Source organism: Lysinibacillus pakistanensis, from assembly GCF_030123245.1.
GTDB lineage: Bacteria > Bacillota > Bacilli > Bacillales_A > Planococcaceae > Lysinibacillus > Lysinibacillus pakistanensis.
Genome location: NZ_CP126101.1, coordinates 1,687,490 through 1,707,295 on the forward strand (window position 1 = coordinate 1,687,490; position 19,806 = coordinate 1,707,295).

A 19,806-nucleotide genomic window follows, 5' to 3' on the forward strand; every position below is an offset into this window, starting at 1 on the left:
ATGAGTGAAAAAGTATTACAATATAATAAACCTACCTTGCAAGGAACTTTAACGATCCCTGGTGACAAATCTGTTTCTCACCGTTCTGTTATGTTTGGAGCAATTGCTACAGGTAAAACGACAGTAGATGGCTTTTTATTAGGAGAGGATTGTTTAAGTACAATTGATTGCTTCCGAAAACTCGGTGTAAAAATAGATGTGGAAGGCACTTCTGTCTCCATAGACAGTCCAGGAATCGATGGATGGCAAGAGCCTACAGAGATTTTATATACAGGTAACTCAGGGACAACGACACGCCTAATGTTAGGAATCCTAGCTGGTTCCAATGTCCATTCAGTGATGACAGGGGATGCGTCAATCGGCAAGAGACCAATGCGCCGTGTTATCGATCCTTTACGTCAAATGGGCGCACGCATTACAGGAAGAGCCAATGGTCAATACACCCCATTAGCTATCCAGGGGACATCATTACAGGCGATTGATTATCATATGCCTGTTGCTAGTGCACAAGTGAAATCTGCTGTTTTACTGGCAGGCTTACGTGCAGCAGGTACTACGATCGTACGAGAAACGGAAATTTCCCGAGATCATACTGAACGTATGCTCCGTCAATTTGGAGCAGAAATTGATGTAATGGATGGTGTCATATCATTTGAAGGAGATCAAACACTGACGGGAACACATGTGTCTGTACCCGGTGATATTTCGTCAGCAGCCTTTTTCTTAGTGGCTGGTGCTATCTGTCATAATAGTAAGATTACGCTTGAAAATGTTGGAATTAATCCGACACGCGACGGTATCATTGAAGTTCTTCAAAATATGGGTGCATCAATGACAGTGATTCCAAATGAAGATAGTCAGTCAGAGCCGACTGCAACCATTACAATAGAAACCTCATCATTAAAAGCCACTACAATTGAGGGGGAGATTATTCCTCGACTTATCGATGAAATTCCGATTCTTGCTTTATTAGCCACTCAGGCAGATGGCAAAACTGTCATTAAGGATGCTGAGGAGCTAAAAGTCAAGGAAACAGACCGAATAGCGGCTGTTGTAGATGAATTGAGAAAACTTGGTGCAAAAATTGAAGCTACAGAAGATGGTATGATAATTGAAGGACCAACACCATTACAAGGTGCTAGCCTTCAAACATATGGGGATCATCGTATCGGTATGATGGGCGCTATAGCAGCACTTATAACAAATGGAGCAGTTACATTAGACGACGCTGATTGTATCGCAGTGTCTTATCCAACATTTTTTGAACATATTGAGTCTGTAAAGTAAAAAATGATGAAAGACTTCCCAAGTAATTGGGGAGTTTTTTCTTGTTTCGAAAGAAAATGTTTTGTAGCATAAAGATATCAATGAAAGAATAGGTGAATGACTGTGAACAATGCGATGACTGAAATGATGCAAGCACTTGAACAAGGGGACTTAGCATTAATTGATCAGCTACTGGAATCTTTTTTAATGAAGGAGCTACCCGAGGAAATTTATGCACTAGCTGAGGTTTTTATGCAGTACGGGTATATGAAAGAAGCTGACCGTGTACTGGAGCATTTGCAATTTTTATTCCCAGATGAGGCACAGTTAAAAATCGATCGTGCAAATGTCTTAATGGAGCTTGGTGATGAGGATGATGCATTAGATTTATTATTAGAAATTGAGGAGACCTCACCAGAATATCCGCAAGCTTTAGTAGTTTTAGCGGATTATTACCAAATGCAAGGACTGTTTGAGGTGGCGGAAAAGCGTATCAATGAGGCGTTAGCTATTTTACCAGATGAGCCTTTATTGCATTTTGCTAAAGCAGAATTATTATTTGAAACAGGCCGTTTTTTAGAGGCTGCCAGACTATATGAAGAGTTAAATGAACAACAAGGCGAATTTGCAGGTGTAAATCTTCTTGAACGCCTTGCTGAGGTATATCGAGCTGGAGCTGCCTATGAAACAGCTTTAGATTATTATTTAGCAGCTCTTGAGGATGAAGTAAAGCCAGATATTTTATTTGGTGCAGCCTATTCTGCATTCCAATCACAAAAATATGAAATGGCGATTAAACAATTGGAAGAGTTAAAAGAATTAGATCCGGATTATTTCTCTGCCTATTTATTACTTGCCGAGAGCTATGCCATGACAGAGGATAATAAAAAAGCGTATAGCGCCATTCTTGAAGGTTTAAAGCGTGACGAATATGATAAAACTTTATATTTATTTGCAGGCAAAATGGCACTAAAAAATGGACTACCAGCTGAGGCAGAACAGTATTTACGTGAGGCAATTGCATTAGATCCTGAATACATGGAGGCAGTATTAGCCTTAATCTCTATTTTGGCACATCAAGAACGTTTCGAAGATGTCATCGAATTATTTGAAACATTGCAGCAAAATGATTTTGAATGGAGCGCTTTATATCCGTTTGCTGCAGAGGCATATGAAAATTTAGAATTGTACGACCGTGCATACGAATTTTACAGTTTGGCATATAATGATTTTAAGGAAGACGCAGCATTTTTAGAAAAATATGTTTATTTCTTATTAGAGGAAGGAAAGCGTTCAGAAGCGAAGGAAGTACTCGGTCAGTTAATAGCTATTCAACCAGGTGAAACAGAGTGGCAAGAGAAGTTAGAATCCTTAGAATTTGAGTAAAGGAGGGAGTGGGTATGACTGCTTCTGTATCAGTTGTCGATAAAAAAGCATTTGTTCGATGGTTTTTAAAAAATTATCAATTGAAACGTCGTGAGTGTGTATGGATTTTAAATTACCTTTTAAGTAATGATGAACTTTTAAAGCGAATCCGATTTGTTGAAGAAGCACATTATTGCCCAAGAGCAATGGTGATGTCGACTGTTGACTCAACGGGTGTGCCATTTCGTTTTTATAAAGGCAATGTAATGACAGCAGATGCTGAGAAATCCTTTCATGATTTACGCTTACATGAACATGAAGATATGTATATACAATTGAATTTTCCGAATACACCACCAAGTGCACAATACTTAGCAGTTCTTGAAGAAAACCCTTATATGCCAGAAACACTGATTGTTAGTGAAAAAGACCGTTTACTGGCAGAAGAGCTGCTTTCCAACAGCTTACTCGTATTCCAAGAAGAAAAATTACTCGCACAAATTGATGAAGCCCTCGATCAGGGAGATGAAGAGCGCTTTTATGAATTGTCAAATTTGTTACAAGCTTTAAAGGAAACGGCTAATTTACAATAGTAATAGTTAAAAATTGAATGTCCTTTATCCACCTTGATATGGTAACATAATTAGTGAATGATTGTTTTCACTTTTTATTGGCTATCCTATTTAAAGAGTGGAAAAGGGCATTTTTATCTTCATTCAGCAAATGTTTTTTGTATCGAAAGCATAGCGGCAGATGTTTTATGTGTGAAAGCGTAGCGGCAGCGGCAGATACAGAAGATTCCCGCCTCTATAGGTGGTGAGAGAATGCGGTTTTGGTTTCTTTTCAGTGGGTGTCCAACCACCTGCTGAATGAAGGTAAAGCCTCCGGCGGATGTCACGGATTTTCAAAGGAATGAATTATGCAGGCATAATTCAAAATCCGGACGCAATTACGCCAAGACGAAATTGATGTTGGTAAGATAAGGAGGTTTAAATGAATGTATTTTAATGCGAACGATGTGACATCGTTTATGGCGCAGAAGGAATTTATCGATACAGCAATTGTCCCACTCGTATCCATCGATTTAACTTCTGAAAAAATAAAACAGAGTGGAGCAGAAGCAGATTTTTTGTTATCGCTGACGTCTTTTGTTGAGCAACAATTTAAAGGTCGTTTATTATTGTTGCCACCATTTTCGTACAGTACAATTTTGAAAAACGAAGAAATGCCTCAGCAATTAGAATCACAATTACATAATGCTGGTTTTAAGCATGTGTTCTTCATTACTTGTGACCATTTTTGGACAAATATTGGAGATGTAGTAAATGTTATTTGGCTACCAGCGATTCCATTAGAAAGCATGGATAAAGGTGTGAAAAACTCTATTCTCGAGGATCAACTACGACAAGTGATTCCGACTCTTTCGACCAAATGGGCACAGATTTAACAATTTGTTTCAATAAATGTTCACATTCTCCAGCTTTCCACAGAATGCTATATTGACCAAGCTATGGACTTGATATATCATAGATATGTCCTAGTATTACTATTTGTAAAAGTATGTCCGTTGGACTGACCTTTAAGTTAGAGGGGGGAAAAAAATGAGTAATAATCGAGTTTCACGTCGTCAATTCCTAAGCTATACACTAACTGGTGTAGGTGGCTTTATGGCGGCGGGTATGCTGATGCCGATGGTTCGCTTTGCGATTGACCCAGTGCTACAAAATCATGGTGGTGGGAATTTCATAAAAACGGAGCATAAAATCGCTGATATTACTGAAGAACCTGTTAAAGTTGATTTGAAATTCGAACAAGTTGATGCATGGTACAAATCAGAAGTGACAAATATGGCATGGGTTTACAAAGAGGGCGACCAAATTATAGCCTTATCTCCTGTTTGTAAACATTTAGGATGTATGGTGAACTGGGCACAAGATTCAGCACACCCAGATCAATTCTTCTGTCCTTGTCATGCTGGACGTTACGAGAAAAATGGTAAAAACGTTCCAGGAACACCACCTACAGGTCCGTTGGATGAATATGAAGTATCAGAAAAAGATGGTTACTTAATGCTTGGTCCAACTAAAGCAAACACTCTAGTTAAGTAAGGGGGTACAAAACAGTGCTAAATAAAATTTATGATTGGGTCGATGAACGCTTAGATATTACACCGATTTGGCGTGATATTGCCGACCACGAAGTGCCTGAGCACGTAAACCCTGCACATCATTTTTCAGCATTCGTTTACTGTTTTGGTGGATTAACGTTCTTCATTACAGTTATACAAATTCTATCTGGTATGTTTTTAACAATGTACTATGTACCAGACGTAGTGAATGCATGGAAGTCAGTTTATTATTTACAAAACGAAGTAGCATTTGGTGAAATCGTACGCGGTATGCACCACTGGGGAGCTTCATTAGTAATCGTAATGATGTTCTTACATACGCTTCGTGTATTCTTTACAGGTTCTTATAAGAAACCTCGTGAATTAAACTGGATGGTTGGTGTAGGTATTTTTGGTGTAATGATGGGTCTTGGCTTTACAGGATACTTATTACCTTGGGATATGAAAGCATTATTCGCTACAAAAGTAGGTATCGAAATTGCTGCATCTGTACCGTTTATCGGGGGAATGATTAAAGTCTTATTAGCGGGTGACTCAACGATTCTTGGAGCTCAAACGTTAACACGATTCTTTGCGATTCATGTATTCTTCTTACCTGCAGTATTGTTTGGGTTACTTGCAGCACACTTTATCATGATTCGTCGTCAAGGAATTTCAGGGCCGTTGTAATAGTTCTTGACGGTTCGATGATTTTTTAAAGGAGGGGAAACAATGCATCGCGGAAAAGGAATGAAATTTGTTGGTGATTCTCGTATTAAAGCGAATCATAGAATGCCGAACGTTCCAAAGGATTATTCCGAATATCCAGGTAAGACGGAAGCCTTCTGGCCAAACTTCTTACTAAAAGAATGGATGGTTGGTGCTGTATTCTTAATTGCTTACTTATTATTAACAGTTGCTCATCCATCGCCACTTGAAGGGCCGGCTGATCCAACTAGAGCATATACACCACTACCAGACTGGTACTTCTTATCTATGTATCAACTTTTAAAATACTCATTTGCTTCTGGTCCATACCAAATCATTGGGACTCTTGTAATTCCAGGTCTTGCATTTGGAGCGCTATTATTAATGCCATTTTTAGATAAAGGCCCAGAACGTCGTCCATCTAAACGTCCGTTACCGACTGCGTTTATGTTATTAACTTTGGCTGCTATGTTCTACTTAACTTGGGAGTCAGTTGTGAACCACGACTGGGAAGCTCAAAAAGCTATGGGTGCCATTGTAGAAGAGGTTAAAGTTGATATTGATGAATCTCTACCAGGTTTTGCAATTTGGAATGGTGACACTGGTGAACAAGCTAAATCTTGTATTGGTTGTCATGCTGCTGACTTAAAAGGTGGTCCAGCTGCTCCAAAATTAGTTGGTAATACTCTAACGGCTGAAGAAATTGAAGATATTATTCACAATGGTCGTGGTGATATGCCACCTGGTGCATTTGCTGGTACAGATGAAGAAGCGAAGCAATTAGCTGAATTTATTGCAAGCTTAAAAGCTAAAGAATAAGCTTAGTTTAAAAGAGTCAGGAAACTGGCTCTTTTTTCTCGCTTTATATAAGACTGTTTCAGCTATAATAAAGTTCCTGTGAAATATATTTTATTACAATAATATTTTATCCATTTAGCTTTGTACTGAATCCCATGTTATAGCTCCCAAAATTTGTCTTCTGTATCAATGAATTTGGAAGCTTGACAGTGTGTGAGCTAGTTTGTACCGTTTTGTTAGAATTAATACGGTCTCCTCAATACAAAAGCGTGCGATTAAGACGATTGGATACATAATTACAGTTAAAAAAGGCATCTTAGTAAAGACGCAAGATAAAGGAGTGTGAAACATGCAAATTACACGTGCAAATATCTGGTATCTCCTTACACATAAATCATTTTTAGTTGTATTACTCATTATTAATCTACTTGGAACAATCTACGGCTATTATTGGTATGGCTGGCAGCTAGCAATAACAAAGCCCATTTTTTATATTTTTGTGCCAGATAGCCCAACTGCCAGCCTATTCTTTTGCTTTGTCCTGATAGTCTGGATTATGGGAAAAAGTTGGCCATTGATGGAAGTGCTTGCTCTAGTTACGTTAGTGAAATATGGGATATGGGCTGACGTTATGAATATTTGGACACTGATTGAAACAGGTTCGATTGGCTGGCAAGGATGGATGCTCGTAGGCTCCCATTTTGCAATGGCTGTTCAAGCAATTCTTTATATTGGGAAATATGTTTTTACATATTGGCATATCGCTGTAGCAGCGGTTTGGACATTGCATAATGATGTTATTGATTATGTTTTTGGACAGATGCCCATGTACCGTGACTTAGCAGATTATACTAGCTATATTGGCTATTTTACGTTTTGGTTATCAATTGCATGTATATTTTTAGCTATTTTCTCAATAAGGTGGCGCAAATATTTGCCGAATTAGGGTAATGATTATAGAATTATAGTATCGAGGTAGAAAGGGGTTAGTAAATTGTCAACAGGCATGTATATTGTTTATTTTGCGATTATATTGTTACTGCCGCTATATGCTCAAATGAAGGTCAAGGGCACGTACAATAAGTTTGCGAAAGAACGTACAATGAAGGGACAAACAGGTGCAGAGGTAGCGCGTGCGATTTTAGATGCGAACGGTTTATATGATGTACGAGTTGTTCCAACGCAAGGGGTTTTGTCGGACCATTATAATCCAGCAACAAAAACGGTTGCTTTATCAGAAAGTAACTTTTATGAAGCGAGTGTTGCAGGTGCTGCTGTTGCTGCCCATGAGGTAGGCCACGCCATCCAACATAAAGAAGCTTATTCCATGCTAACTTTACGTAGTAAGCTTGTTCCAGTAGCAAATATTTCATCCAATGCATCTTGGATATTTGTAATGATTGGTATTTTTGCTTCTAATCCGAAATTCTTGTTGTTAGGTATCGTCCTACTAGCTGCAGGCGTAGTTTTCCAATTAGTAACCTTACCCGTTGAATTTGATGCATCTAAGCGCGCGTTAGTGCAAATGAATTCATTAGGTATTATTACAAATGAGGAAGAGCGACCAGCACGAAAAGTGTTAAGTGCAGCGGCATTAACATATGTTGCAGCCGCAGCCGTAGCTGTCTTAGAATTATTACGTTTAGTGTTAATCTTTACAAATATGCGTAGTGATGATTAATGTAAAGGCTTGTTGTAGTGGTGAAATCGCCACTATGGCAAGTTTTTTATCTATCAAAGAAAAAAACTGCTCGCCAGATAGCTAGCAGTTTGAATTCTTTGAAGGGGGACTTTGTGTTAATGAAAAGTCCATGCTCGTTTAATGTAAGGGCTGTTTTTGATCATCAAGAGTAAAGCCCTCTCCTGCAACATCACGCACTTCTATTATTGATACAAAGGCATGTGGATCTACATCATGAATAATCGATTTCAACCGTACTACCTCATTTCGGCCAATCACACAATATATGACTTCCTTTTGCTGCTTTGTAAAATGACCATGACCCTCCAGAATCGTGATACCGCGTTCCATTCGTAGTGCAATCATTTCAGCAATCGTACTTGATTTCTCAGAGATAATAAGTGCTCCACGCGCAGCATAAGCTCCTTCTTGAACAAAATCAATGACACGAGCTCCAACAAACACCGCAACTAGCGTATACATCATAGAGCGTGCATCTAAAAAAGTTAGCCATGATAGAATAATAACGATGGCATCAAAGATGAACATTGTTTTACCCATGCTCCAGCCGAAGTATTTATGACCTAGTCGTGCTAAAATATCCACACCACCAGTCGTACCACCAAAACGAAAGACAATGCCAAGTCCTAGGCCGACAAATACACCTGCAAAAAGAGCAACAAGCAGCATATCGTCCTCTAAATGAATTGTGAATTGATATTTTTGGAAAATTTTAAGGAATACGGATACCGATAAAGTTCCCACAAGTGTATAAATAAATGACTTTTTTCCAAGTAAACGATAGCCTATGATAAACATAGGAATATTCAATAGTAAATTCATTAAGGCAGGGTCCCAGCCTAGTGTAAAATAAAGTATAAGAGTGATACCACTTAAACCACCTTCGCCAAGCTGATTTTGCATGTTAAAGTGGACGAAGCCGAAGCTAAAAATAGCAGCTCCGAGCATAATTGCGATGATATTGCGAATTTTAATCTGTTTTAGCATGTGTCCTCCTGTAGTTCCAACAAATGAAGTAGTGCTATCTATTATCTGACATTTTATTGTTTTTGACAACAATGGTGTAAATTTTATACGATGGTATGTAGGAGTGTGATTATAATGACTGAACAAGTGACAATGCAAGCTTTACAGCAGCGTGTTGATGATTATATAGGACAATTTAAGGAAGGTTATTTCCCACCCTTTGAATTATTGGCACGATTAACAGAGGAGCTTGGTGAATTATCACGAGAGGTACAAGATGTTTACGGACAAAAAAAGAAAAAGAGTACAGAGGGAACAAATAGCATTGAAGAAGAGTTAGGGGACTTTTTCTTTGTGTTAGTTTGCTTTGCCAATGCACAAGGCATTAAATTAGATGAAGCACTTTTACGCGTCATACATAAATTTGAAACGAGAGATAAGGATCGCTGGACTAGAAAGGATGAGGAATAATGTCGATTCGTGTAGCAATTGCAGGACCAAGGGGAAAAATGGGGGCTGAAGCTGTACATACAGTCATGAAACATGACAAAATGGAATTAGTAGCTGTACTAGATTATAAGGAAGTAGGAAAAACATTAGCTGATTTAGACATGTTTCCAGCGAGCTATACAGTACCTGTATTTACAGAAATGCATGATCTTGTAGAAGCAACAGCACCAGACGTGTTAGTGGATTTAACAAACCCTCATGCCGTCTATAAGCATACAAAAGAAGCATTACATTTAAATGTACGACCTGTCATAGGAACAACAGGTTTTACAGATAGACAGCTAGAAGAATTATCCGCAATTGCAAAAGAAAAAGAGCTAGGCTGTATTATTGCCCCGAACTTTGCAATCGGTGCTATTTTGATGATGAAATTCGCGAAGGAAGCGGCAAAATACTTACCGGATGTAGAAATTATGGAAATGCACCACGATCAAAAGCTAGATGCACCATCTGGGACGGCTGTTAAAACGGCACAATTGATTCAAGAGGTTCGAGCACCAAAAGGGCAAGGACATCCTGAAGAAAAAGAAACGATTGCTGGTGCTAGAGGGGGAGAGTTTGATGGGATGCGCATACATTCCGTCCGATTACCAGGGCTAGTAGCACACCAGCAAGTTTTATTTGGTGGGGATGGGCAGTTATTAACGATTCGCCATGATTCTTTAAATCGTAATTCTTTTATGTCAGGGATAGCCTTTTGCGTAGAAGAGGTCATGAAAATGGATCAACTTGTATATGGTTTAGAAAACATCATCTAAAGATGGGGATGGACGCTTTATGAAAATCGCACTAATCGCACATGATCGTAAAAAAGATAATTTAGTACAGTTTGCTATTGCTTACAAAGATATTTTAAATGAGCACCATTTGTATGCTACTGGTACAACAGGGCAGCGCGTAATTGAGGCTACAGGTTTAGAGGTTACCCGTTTTCGTTCAGGTCCACTTGGTGGAGACCAACAAATTGGCGCAATGATTGCCAATAATGATATGGATATGGTTATTTTTTTCCGCGATCCTTTAACAGCACAACCACATGAGCCAGATGTTTCTGCGCTTATCCGTCTCTGTGATGTTTACCAGGTACCACTGGCAACAAATATGGGAACTGCAGAAATATTACTTAAAGGCCTACAAGAGGGCTTTGTAGATTGGAGATTGATTCAAGAAAGAAGAAATTAAAAAAAGACGCGATTTAGAAAGGATGATCATCGAATGAGAAAGCTAAAAATAGGCATTACCTGTTATCCAACTGTTGGAGGCTCTGGTGTCATTGCGACAGAATTAGGAAAAATGCTTGCAGAGAGAGGACACGAAATTCATTTCATCACCTCAAGCGTACCATTTCGATTGAATAAAATTTATCCAACCGTCTTTTTCCATGAAGTAGAAGTGAATAACTATTCGGTATTTCAATATTCTCCATACGATATTGCTTTAGCAAGTAAGATGGCTGATGTCATTAAGGATGAAGAGCTGGACGTATTGCATGTGCATTATGCTATTCCACATGCAGTATGTGCGGTATTAGCACGTGAAATGAGCGGGCGGGACATTGGCATTGTCACAACCTTACATGGCACTGATATATCGGTGCTAGGGCAGGATTCCACCCTGTCACAGGCGATAAAGTATGGCATTGATAAATCTGATATTGTCACTACAGTATCCCAAGCTTTAAAGGAACAAACTTATGAACTAATAGATACGGTAAAGCCTATTGAAACGATTTACAACTTTGTAGATGAGCGTGAATACTTCCCTCGTAATTCAGGCAATTTAAAGGAACAATTCGGTATTCAAGATGATGAAAAAGTCATTATTCACGTCTCTAACTTCCGTAAAATTAAGAATCTTCCGCATATTGTGGATGCATTTATGAAAATACGTGCGAATATGAAGGCAAAATTATTATTAGTAGGGGATGGACCAGAAAAGCATCGTGTAATGGACCAAGTAAAGGAAAGTCCTTATGTAAAAGATGTTTTGTTTTTAGGGAAACAGGAAAACTTGGCTGAATTGTATGCCATTAGTGATCTAAAATTATTACTTTCACAGCAGGAATCTTTCGGTTTGGTATTATTGGAAGCAATGGCGTGTGGCGTGCCTTGTATTGGCTCAAATGTTGGTGGAATCCCTGAGGTAATCGAACATGATGTGGATGGTTATATAGTGGAATTAGGGGATACAGATGCTGTAGCAGAGTACGCTGTAAATTTATTACAGGATGAAGGTAAATTACAACGTTTCCGTGAAGCTGCTATCCGTGCTGTCGATGAAAAATTCCACTCAGCTAAAATTGTAGAGCAATATGAAAAATTGTACGAAAAGGTTGCGGAAAGAAATCATGCAAAACAATAAAGAATGGCAAGCAGCCTATTCAGTTATAGAACAATTAGAAAACGCAGGCTTTGAAGCAGTAATCGTTGGTGGCGCGGTGCGAGATACAATACTCGGTCGCCCTGCCCATGATGTAGATGTGGCGACAAATGCCATGCCAGAAGAAGTAAAGTCCGTCTTTAATCATACGGCGGATATAGGTATTCAGCATGGGACGGTGCTTGTTATCGTGCCTGCCGGTTCTGTAGAGGTAACGACATTTCGTACCGACGGACAATATACGGATCACCGTAGACCTGAGGAAGTGCAGTTTGTGCGTTCACTCCAGGATGATTTACAGCGTCGAGATTTTACGATGAATGCCATTGCGATGTGCCGCGATGGCTCTTTCGTTGATTTTTACGGCGGACGTCAGGATATTGAGGCTGGTATTATACGCGCTGTAGGTAATCCTCAGATTCGATTTACTGAGGATGCATTACGCATGCTTCGAGCGGTACGATTTTCAGCCCAGCTTGGTTTTGAAATTGAGTCTGCAACATTGAAGGCAATTCAGAATAAGGCCGCTGATATTTCCTGGATTGCAAATGAACGTATAAAGGCAGAGCTTGATAAGATATGGACAGGGAAAGATGTTTTTAAGGGTATTTTAATGCTTGAGCAAAGTAGTTTAGCCAATTATTTGCAAGGTTCTTTTGAGGCTAAACAGTGGTGTGATTTTAAGGCTCATCATAGGCTAATAGGCTGGGCATATTTTGCGGTGTTACAGGGTGAATGCTGGCAAGACGTATTGCGTAGCTATCGATTATCGAATAAGGAAATCGGTTTTGTCAAGGCCGTGATAGCCGCTTTAGATGCCTTAAAAAGAGGTTGGTCCAATATGGATTACTTGATGTTTACGCAGCAAGAACTTGAAACAGCTCGCTATGTTGCAGAGCTTAGAGAACTTAGCGTTCACATACCACAGCAAAGTATACCTGAATTACAGGCTCAGCTTCCTATAAAACATCAGAAGGAATTAGTAGTAAACGGTTCTGACTTATTAACATGGTCTGGAAAAAAGGGTGGGCCATGGGTAAAGGAAGCATTACAAAAGATGCTAGAAGCAGTCGTGAATGGCGAACTACAAAATGACCGACAACAGATAAAGGAATGGATAGAGCATGAGTATTTCCATGAAGGATGAAATTTTAAAAAGAATATTAGCAGCTGACGGTGAAGCGGTTTCTGGTCAGGAGCTGGCAGATTCTCTTGGTGTATCGCGTACAGCCATTTGGAAGCATATGCAGACACTGCAGGAGGAAGGCTACACATTTGAAACAATTAAGAAAAAAGGTTATGTGCTGACAGGAGTACCTAATAGTTTAAGTCCAACCCAAATTGAGCTTTTTTTAAATACAAAACAGTTTGGACGGGAAATTCATTATTTTGATGTAGTAGATTCAACACAAACAATTGCTCATAAGCTTGCACAGGAGGGAGCACCACAAGGCACAGTTATAATTGGGGAAGAGCAAACTGCTGGCCGTGGTCGTATGGCTCGTATGTGGGAGTCTGCAAATGGCACTGGCATTTGGATGACTATTATTGTGAGGCCAGATGTTACACCCCAGCAAGCTTCTTCCTATACGCTTGTCGTGGCAGTTGCCGTGACAATGGCAATTAAGACATTATATAAACAGATTGAACCGGCTATTAAATGGCCAAATGATCTTCTGATTAACGGGAAAAAATGTACTGGTATTTTAACGGAGATGCAGGCAGAGGCGGATATGGTACAAGCTCTACTTGTAGGTATCGGCATTAATGCAAATCAGGTGGCATCAGATTTTTCACCAGATATAGCTAATATTGCAACATCTCTACGCTTAGAAGCGGGTGAGGAGATCAACCGTGCTGCACTTGTTGCAACAATCTTACAGTACTTAGAGCAATTTACAGAGTTATATGTCAAAGAGGGCTTTATAAGTATAAAAGCGCTGTGGGAGCAAATGTCCTGCACAATTGGTCAACACATTGAGGTTACGACGATACGTGAACGTTTTGAAGGCATTGCTAGTGGAATTACAGAAGATGGAGTACTACAGCTTACCCAAGACGATGGAACTATCCGTACAATCTATGCAGGCGATATAAAAATCATATAAAAATAAGCTGCAAGTTCATTACTTGCAGCTTATTTTAATTTCATTTTTTTAAAGACACATCTAAGTCACCGTGCGACAAGGAAACATTCAACTGATGATCACCCTTGTTTAATTGAGTCACTGTTCCGCTTTGCTCTTCGTCATTGATGGATACATCACCAAAGCTTGTTTTTAATGCATAACCAATATCACTTTGTTTATTTTGTAAGTGAAGCGTTGCATCGCCAAAGCTAGAGGTAATAGTGGTTTGACCATTTAAAGTTCCATCAATATTTATATCTCCGTGCTTGCTTTCAATGTTGATGCCGTTACTAGAATATTGTTGGAGCGTTAAATCACCAAAGTCCTGGGCAATCTCTGTTTTCTCGCCTGTCGTATTCGTAAATGTAATATCACCGTAATCTTGAATAAGATTAAGCTGTTGATAATGTAGTCCTTGTAGTGCTGTATCTCCGAATTTACTGTCTATCACAATCATATCTAGTTTTTTATCTGCTGGGAGATAGAGTTTGATAGAAGGTGAAGAAAAGCTAGCAAAGCCAAATTGCATGCGATTCTTTTTCTTCGCTTTTGCTTCAATCGTTAAAGTTCCATTTTCAATATGATATGTTACATCTTGTTGCTCAAGTACATTTGCTTCTAGCTTATAGTTGCTATCATTTGCAATAATGCTAATATCGCCATAGTCATTCACTATATTTATACTCGTAAATGCATCCAAATCATGTGATTGACTAACTAATGTATTATTGCTTGGTACATGTAGGCCATCCTCATCTTTGATAAGTAACCATCGACCGCCTGAAAAATAGCCAACTACTGCTAATAAAATGCCAAAAGCAATCATTGTCATTGCTAAAAGAGTATTTTTGGAAGTCATTTTAAAAACCTCCTTTTTGTTTTCTCATTATTTTGTGGAATAATCTCCCCAATGTTTCAACTGAAATAAGGACGATTTTCTTGATAAAACGAGCGACGATCGGAAAGAGTAAAACGCCCAAACCTGTTACGATAAAGCCAACACCCATAAAGAGTAAAGCAGTGGGCCAATCCTCTGTTAAAATAAAGAAGCCTGAAATAAGTGCAGCAAATCCACCGAAAAAAATACTGATGATGCCAGCCCCAATTGCAAAGATAAAACTGATAATCACTGCACCAAATGAAAAAATCAGTGCAATAGCCGCTGCCAGTAATGGTAGAGAAAGTGGTGCAGACAATATAGCTAGAATAATGAGCCAAATAGCTGTCATATTCTTTTTAGCTGATTTTTCTGAAGAAGCCTCTAAATCTTTCAGTGCAAAATCAGCTAATATTTGAGAGGCAACTTGTGAAGGGGAGCCGAGTTCTACAATAACCTTTTGTTCATTCTCCTCTCCAGCCTCTTCAAAGTATTCTTCATAATAGGCAAGTGCAGCATCTAATTCATGCGCAGGAAGCCGACGTAATTTTCCTCGAAGCTTTTTTAAATAGCTTACTCTATCCATTTACATTACCTCCTAATAGTACACAATCAACCTTTTCCTTATAGAGTTTCCATTCTTTTAAAAGCTCTAGTAATCGTATTCGACCTTGTTCAGTAATTTGGTAATACCGTCTATTTCTACCTTGATACGGCTGATCGTAGGTTGTTAGGTAGTTTGCTTTTTGTAATCGACGTAGCACCGGATATAACGTTGATTCCGAAATATCCATCACAGACTGGACTTGCTGTGTCAATAAATAGCCATATGCATCCTCTTTATCGACAATAGCAAGCACACAAGCATCAAGCAAAGCTGAACCAAGCTGAAATGTCATTTTTTTTCACCTCTCAATGGGTTACTTATACAAGGGTTTATATTATATATCATATAGTATAGGGATATTATATGATGTATAGCATTAAATTGTCAAATTCTATAAAAAATTAATGACACTATTGTCATTAATTTCTTGACTTCGAATAGTTGCTAAAGTATTCTGAAAATGATACTAGTGTCATTTTTGAAAAAGGAGGACAATTAGGTGCCAAAAGTAAGCAAAGAATATGTACAGGAAAAGAAAAAGAAGATATTAGATTCTGCCTTAACTGTTTGTAAAATGAAACCACTCTACGATATTACGATGAGAGATATTATTAAAGCTTCAGGAGTAAGCCAAGGGGGGATCTACCGTTATTATTCAGATTTGGATGAAATACTTGTTGATGTCATTAACCAAGCTAATGCTAACGCAGATTATAAACATCTTATTGATGAAATAATGGATACCAGTGATTCCCCCACAACATCAATAATTCAATTATTTACTTTTCTCGGGCAGTATATAAAGGAAAACCTATTGACGGTGGGAAAATTCCAATTTGAACTCACTATTTTATTTGCCAACAATCCAAAAAGACAAGAGAAAATTTTATCAAACATTACTGAGAATGAAAGTGGCCAATATTTAATGCAGAATCTTATTATTGCCATACGTAAGGGAATATCTACAGGCTGCTTTCAACCAGCAATTTCGATTGAGGACCTATCTATTTTTATGGTTACCTCAATTGATGGTATTGTTAGAGATGTTTTATTGCAAAAATGTTATGGCGTTTTACCGATTGATCAAATGCAGTTTGATGAAATTAAATTGATGAATACACTGTGTAAATCTGTGTTATTACTACTAGGCTCTAAGGAAGGGGAGACAAAGAATTGAGCGTAGAGATAAGAAGATTTTTAGTCCTAACCTTTGCAACTTCATGGTTCATCTGGGGTGGCTTAGCCCTTTTAACACAGCTAAATCTTCTGAAATTTGGCAGTGCGGTTTCAATGATATTATTTATTCTGGGCGGTGTCACGCCAGCTTTTTGTGAGATTTGGTTGAAAAAGAAATATTCAACGAAAGAAGAGTTTCATTCTTTTGTCCATAATATAAAAAATGCTAAACACCCTTTATCATGGTACATATTTGTTATAGGCTTGGCATTTATCGCTTGCTTTTTACCAACTCTCTGGGGCGGAGCAGTAATGGAAGAACCACTATACCTAGCATTTATTGAACTTCCAATTATGATCATTGGAGGGGGTTTAGAGGAAATCGGCTGGCGTGGTTTTTTACAGCCAACTTTGCAAAAAAGATGGTCTCCATTACTCAGCACATTTATGGTAGGTGCTATTTGGACTATTTGGCATTTGCCATTATGGTTTGTCGTGGGCTCTAATCAAATGAATATGAACTTCCTTTGGTTTACTTTAACAGCCTTGGCATTGTCCTTTTTATTAACCGTTATTTATCTTTTCACTAATAGTATTTTTCTCTGTATTATTTTCCATGCTTTCATTAATTCACTTTGGGATGTTTTTATTCCAGTTACAAATGTGGCATCTGGCTTATGGACCTTTTTATTGGCATTCCTTCTATTTGCCATTTTTGAAGCCTATCGAAAGAATTTTCCCATAGTAAGCTCAAAGTAAATGTAATTATAAGAAAATAATAATTGAAGATTAGTAGGAAAATCTGTTATAGTATGTGCTGAAGGGCAGTATCCTTTGTGAACGGCACCTTCAAAAAGTAAGACCTATTTCTAATCAATATCTGCCTTGATCTTTTGGAGACAGGGACGGAAGAAAACGAACGTTCAAAAATGTAACCTGATTCAGAATACGGGCTATTAAATGTTCAATATGCCTATAAATCAATCAAGTTACGGCCTCTTATGGATATTGCAATCTAGGAGGTAATTTTGACTATGAACGAAACACTACCCTTCTGTCCATTTAGGAACGGAAGGGTTTTTTTCTGTTTTCTTCCCTTAAAAAAGGAGGACTACATGATGAAAACTACTTCAGATTTTTTAAAGATGAAGGGAGCAGGTGAAAAAATTGTTATGCTAACTGCATATGATTATCCTGCTGCAAGATTCGCGGAGGAAGCGGATGTTGATATGATTCTAGTGGGCGATTCACTAGGAATGGTGGTGCTGGGCTATAACTCCACAATGCCAGTCACTGTAGCAGATATGGTTCATCATGCAAAAGCAGTGCGCCGTGGTGCCAAGGATACGTTTGTCGTTGTGGATATGCCGTTTGGTTCCTATCATGGTGATGTAAACGAGACGTTGAAAACGGCTGTATTTATGATGCAGGAAACGGGTGCGGATGCACTAAAGTTAGAAGGGGCTGATGAGGTTATACCAGCAATACGTAAATTAACATCAGCTGGTATTCCAGTAGTAGCACATTTAGGGTTGCTGCCACAATCAGCAGGAGTACTTGGTGGCTATAAGGTTCAGGGTAAAACCGCAGAGCAGGCAACGAAGTTATTAGAAGATGCAAAAAAATGCCAAGAGGCTGGAGCTTGTGCAGTTGTTGTCGAATGTATTCCACATCAGCTTACAGAGTTGCTAGCTGCTAATCTAATCATCCCAACGATTGGTATTGGTGCAGGAGTAGAGGCTGATGGGCAAGTATTGGTTTATCATGATATGCTCGGCTACGGCTCCCATCATGTACCAAAATTTGTAGAGCGTTTTGGTGATATGGGGAACGAGGCAAGTCGTGGAATTGCAGATTATGTAACTGCAGTGAAGGCTGGAACATTCCCAGCGCCAAAGCATTTCTTCACGATGAAAGAGGAAGCACTGGATCAGCTATATGGGGGCGTAAAGTAATGAAAGTAGTCACAACGATTCAAGCACTAACTGCTGAAATCCAAGCAAGGAAACGAGATCAACAATCAATTGGCCTAGTTCCAACGATGGGTTACTTACATGAGGGACATTTAACTCTTGCAAAGACAGCTCGTGCTGAAAATGATGTAGTTGTAATGAGTATTTTTGTCAATCCAACGCAATTTGGACCAAACGAAGACTTTGAAAGCTATCCACGAGACCTGCCGCGAGATACGGAATTGGCAGCTTCAGCAGGCGTAGATATCGTTTTCGCACCAAGTGTTGAGGAGATGTATCCCTATGATGGTGGCATTCGTATTCATGCGGGTGAACAAGCAACCATTCTATGTGGCGCGAGTCGTCCTGGGCATTTTGATGGCGTTTTACAGATCGTATCAAAATTATTTCACCTAGTACAACCAACAAAAGCATATTTCGGTCAGAAGGATGCACAGCAAGTTGCTCTAATTGCTACAATGGTTCGTAATTTTAACTATCCGTTAGAAATGAGAGTCGTTCCAATTGTACGTGAGGAGGATGGCTTAGCAAAATCCTCTCGAAATGTCTATTTAAATGAAGCAGAGCGTTTGGAGGCACCTGCCATTTATGAAGCACTACAGCTAGCCCGTGATAGCTTCTTAACAAATGGAGACGCAGAGACCGCTCTTATGAAAGCGAAAGCACATATTGCTGCAAAGACTCATGGCAAGATAGATTACATGGAGCTGTTAGCGTATCCAGATTTAACACCAGTCACTGCTAACACTGAGCAAGTATTATTAGCTACGGCTGTCTATATTGGTAGCACTCGTTTAATTGATAATTGTATCTTTAATGTGAAAGAGGGATTATAAAATGTTAAGAATGATGATGAACAGTAAAATCCACCGTGCAACAGTGACACAAGCAGATTTAAACTATGTTGGATCTATTACAATTGATGAGGATATTTTAGATGCAGTAGGTATGCTTCCAAATGAAAAAGTGCATGTTGTGAATAATAACAATGGGGCACGCTTTGAAACTTATATTATTGCAGGAGAGCGTGGATCGGGCGTTATTTGTGTTAATGGAGCAGCAGCACGTCTAGTACAGCGTGGAGATATTGTCATTATTATTTCTTATGTGTATGTAGATAATAAAGAGGCCAAAGAGCATAAGCCAACAGTGGCAATTATGGGTGAGGGCAATTCGATTAAAGAAATGATTACCCATGAGCCAGAGGCAACCGTGATGTAGCATAAAAGGGAGCATGTACAAA

Annotated in this window: 24 protein-coding genes; 20 read left to right on the forward strand and 4 right to left on the reverse strand. The window is 38.9% G+C overall.

From position 1 onward, the window contains the following. The 9 genes from aroA (at position 1) to QNH24_RS08015 (ending at position 7,925) form a co-directional block, all read left to right on the forward strand. The gene (gene aroA, locus QNH24_RS07975) at positions 1–1,287 is read left to right on the forward strand and encodes a 3-phosphoshikimate 1-carboxyvinyltransferase (RefSeq protein WP_283871538.1); all 1,287 of its coding nucleotides are present in this window, start codon (positions 1–3) and stop codon (positions 1,285–1,287) included. Positions 1,288–1,383: 96 nt separating this feature from the next. Then, entirely contained in the window at positions 1,384–2,652 is a 1,269-nt protein-coding gene (locus QNH24_RS07980; RefSeq protein ID WP_283871539.1) for a tetratricopeptide repeat protein, read from the forward strand. Positions 2,653–2,666: 14 nt separating this feature from the next. Continuing rightward, on the forward strand, positions 2,667–3,224 hold the full coding sequence (locus QNH24_RS07985; RefSeq protein WP_283871540.1) for a ReoY family proteolytic degradation factor: 558 nt from the start codon (positions 2,667–2,669) through the stop codon (positions 3,222–3,224). Between the two features lie 404 nt (positions 3,225–3,628). Further along, positions 3,629–4,078: a DUF2487 family protein gene (locus QNH24_RS07990; protein WP_283871541.1), complete on the forward strand. Its 450-nt coding sequence runs from the start codon at positions 3,629–3,631 to the stop codon at positions 4,076–4,078. A gap of 154 nt (positions 4,079–4,232) precedes the next feature. Then, complete coding sequence (locus tag QNH24_RS07995; RefSeq protein WP_283871542.1) at positions 4,233–4,739, forward strand: Rieske (2Fe-2S) protein; 507 nt, start codon at positions 4,233–4,235, stop codon at positions 4,737–4,739. A 14-nt stretch (positions 4,740–4,753) separates the two neighbouring features. Next, positions 4,754–5,428 carry a menaquinol-cytochrome c reductase cytochrome b subunit gene (gene qcrB, locus QNH24_RS08000; RefSeq protein WP_054770303.1) on the forward strand — a complete coding sequence of 225 codons (675 nt, stop codon included), beginning with the start codon at positions 4,754–4,756 and terminating at the stop codon, positions 5,426–5,428. Positions 5,429–5,470: 42 nt separating this feature from the next. Next, entirely contained in the window at positions 5,471–6,265 is a 795-nt protein-coding gene (locus QNH24_RS08005; protein ID WP_283871543.1) for a menaquinol-cytochrome c reductase cytochrome b/c subunit, read from the forward strand. 328 nt (positions 6,266–6,593) lie between these two features. Continuing rightward, positions 6,594–7,190 carry a lipoprotein heptaprenylglyceryl N-acetyltransferase LhaT gene (lhaT, locus tag QNH24_RS08010; protein ID WP_283871544.1) on the forward strand — a complete coding sequence of 199 codons (597 nt, stop codon included), beginning with the start codon at positions 6,594–6,596 and terminating at the stop codon, positions 7,188–7,190. A gap of 60 nt (positions 7,191–7,250) precedes the next feature. Further along, the gene (locus QNH24_RS08015) at positions 7,251–7,925 is read left to right on the forward strand and encodes a zinc metallopeptidase (protein ID WP_054770435.1); all 675 of its coding nucleotides are present in this window, start codon (positions 7,251–7,253) and stop codon (positions 7,923–7,925) included. A gap of 138 nt (positions 7,926–8,063) precedes the next feature. On the opposite strand, the gene QNH24_RS08020 is transcribed toward QNH24_RS08015, so the two are convergent. Next, complete coding sequence (locus QNH24_RS08020; protein WP_283871545.1) at positions 8,064–8,933, reverse strand: YitT family protein; 870 nt, start codon at positions 8,931–8,933, stop codon at positions 8,064–8,066. Positions 8,934–9,047: 114 nt separating this feature from the next. On the opposite strand from QNH24_RS08020, the gene QNH24_RS08025 reads away from it, so the two are divergent. Genes QNH24_RS08025 through QNH24_RS08050 form a run of 6 tightly spaced genes read left to right on the forward strand, consistent with a single transcriptional unit; the run spans position 9,048 to position 13,909 of the window. Further along, positions 9,048–9,383: a nucleotide pyrophosphohydrolase gene (locus QNH24_RS08025; RefSeq protein WP_283871546.1), complete on the forward strand. Its 336-nt coding sequence runs from the start codon at positions 9,048–9,050 to the stop codon at positions 9,381–9,383. Next, positions 9,383–10,180 (forward strand): 4-hydroxy-tetrahydrodipicolinate reductase, encoded by a 798-nt coding sequence (gene dapB, locus QNH24_RS08030; RefSeq protein WP_283871547.1) that lies wholly within the window; start codon positions 9,383–9,385, stop codon positions 10,178–10,180. Before QNH24_RS08025 ends, dapB begins: the two co-directional genes overlap by 1 nt. A 19-nt stretch (positions 10,181–10,199) precedes the next feature. Further along, the gene (gene mgsA, locus QNH24_RS08035) at positions 10,200–10,604 is read left to right on the forward strand and encodes a methylglyoxal synthase (RefSeq protein WP_283871548.1); all 405 of its coding nucleotides are present in this window, start codon (positions 10,200–10,202) and stop codon (positions 10,602–10,604) included. Positions 10,605–10,637: 33 nt separating this feature from the next. Then, on the forward strand, positions 10,638–11,783 hold the full coding sequence (bshA, locus tag QNH24_RS08040; RefSeq protein WP_054770305.1) for an N-acetyl-alpha-D-glucosaminyl L-malate synthase BshA: 1,146 nt from the start codon (positions 10,638–10,640) through the stop codon (positions 11,781–11,783). Next, positions 11,770–12,948 (forward strand): CCA tRNA nucleotidyltransferase, encoded by a 1,179-nt coding sequence (locus tag QNH24_RS08045; protein WP_283871549.1) that lies wholly within the window; start codon positions 11,770–11,772, stop codon positions 12,946–12,948. The genes bshA and QNH24_RS08045 overlap by 14 nt, the downstream gene beginning before the upstream one ends. Further along, entirely contained in the window at positions 12,926–13,909 is a 984-nt protein-coding gene (locus QNH24_RS08050) for a biotin--[acetyl-CoA-carboxylase] ligase (RefSeq protein ID WP_283871550.1), read from the forward strand. Before QNH24_RS08045 ends, QNH24_RS08050 begins: the two co-directional genes overlap by 23 nt. 40 nt (positions 13,910–13,949) lie before the next feature. Here the strand turns inward: QNH24_RS08050 and QNH24_RS08055 are convergent, their stop codons facing one another. From QNH24_RS08055 to QNH24_RS08065, 3 genes are read right to left on the reverse strand one after another with little or no spacing between them, the layout of a single operon-like run. Then, entirely contained in the window at positions 13,950–14,789 is an 840-nt protein-coding gene (locus QNH24_RS08055) for a DUF4097 family beta strand repeat-containing protein (RefSeq protein WP_283871551.1), read from the reverse strand. A gap of 1 nt (position 14,790) precedes the next feature. Further along, on the reverse strand, positions 14,791–15,393 hold the full coding sequence (locus QNH24_RS08060) for a DUF1700 domain-containing protein (protein WP_283871552.1): 603 nt from the start codon (positions 15,391–15,393) through the stop codon (positions 14,791–14,793). Then, the gene (locus tag QNH24_RS08065; RefSeq protein ID WP_054770306.1) at positions 15,386–15,706 is read right to left on the reverse strand and encodes a PadR family transcriptional regulator; all 321 of its coding nucleotides are present in this window, start codon (positions 15,704–15,706) and stop codon (positions 15,386–15,388) included. The genes QNH24_RS08060 and QNH24_RS08065 overlap by 8 nt, the downstream gene beginning before the upstream one ends. A gap of 207 nt (positions 15,707–15,913) precedes the next feature. On the opposite strand from QNH24_RS08065, the gene QNH24_RS08070 reads away from it, so the two are divergent. The 5 genes from QNH24_RS08070 (at position 15,914) to panD (ending at position 19,784) form a co-directional block, all read left to right on the forward strand. Then, positions 15,914–16,591, forward strand: a complete 678-nt coding sequence (locus QNH24_RS08070; protein WP_283871553.1) for a TetR/AcrR family transcriptional regulator — start codon at positions 15,914–15,916, stop codon at positions 16,589–16,591. Next, a complete protein-coding gene (locus tag QNH24_RS08075) occupies positions 16,588–17,349 on the forward strand; it encodes a CPBP family intramembrane glutamic endopeptidase (protein ID WP_283871554.1) in 762 nt (253 codons plus the stop codon). The genes QNH24_RS08070 and QNH24_RS08075 overlap by 4 nt, the downstream gene beginning before the upstream one ends. 359 nt (positions 17,350–17,708) lie before the next feature. Beyond that, positions 17,709–18,545 (forward strand): 3-methyl-2-oxobutanoate hydroxymethyltransferase, encoded by an 837-nt coding sequence (panB, locus tag QNH24_RS08080; RefSeq protein WP_283872770.1) that lies wholly within the window; start codon positions 17,709–17,711, stop codon positions 18,543–18,545. Then, on the forward strand, positions 18,545–19,399 hold the full coding sequence (panC, locus tag QNH24_RS08085; protein ID WP_283871555.1) for a pantoate--beta-alanine ligase: 855 nt from the start codon (positions 18,545–18,547) through the stop codon (positions 19,397–19,399). Before panB ends, panC begins: the two co-directional genes overlap by 1 nt. A 1-nt stretch (position 19,400) precedes the next feature. Continuing rightward, positions 19,401–19,784 (forward strand): aspartate 1-decarboxylase, encoded by a 384-nt coding sequence (gene panD / locus QNH24_RS08090; protein WP_054770312.1) that lies wholly within the window; start codon positions 19,401–19,403, stop codon positions 19,782–19,784. Positions 19,785–19,806 lie beyond the last annotated feature (22 nt).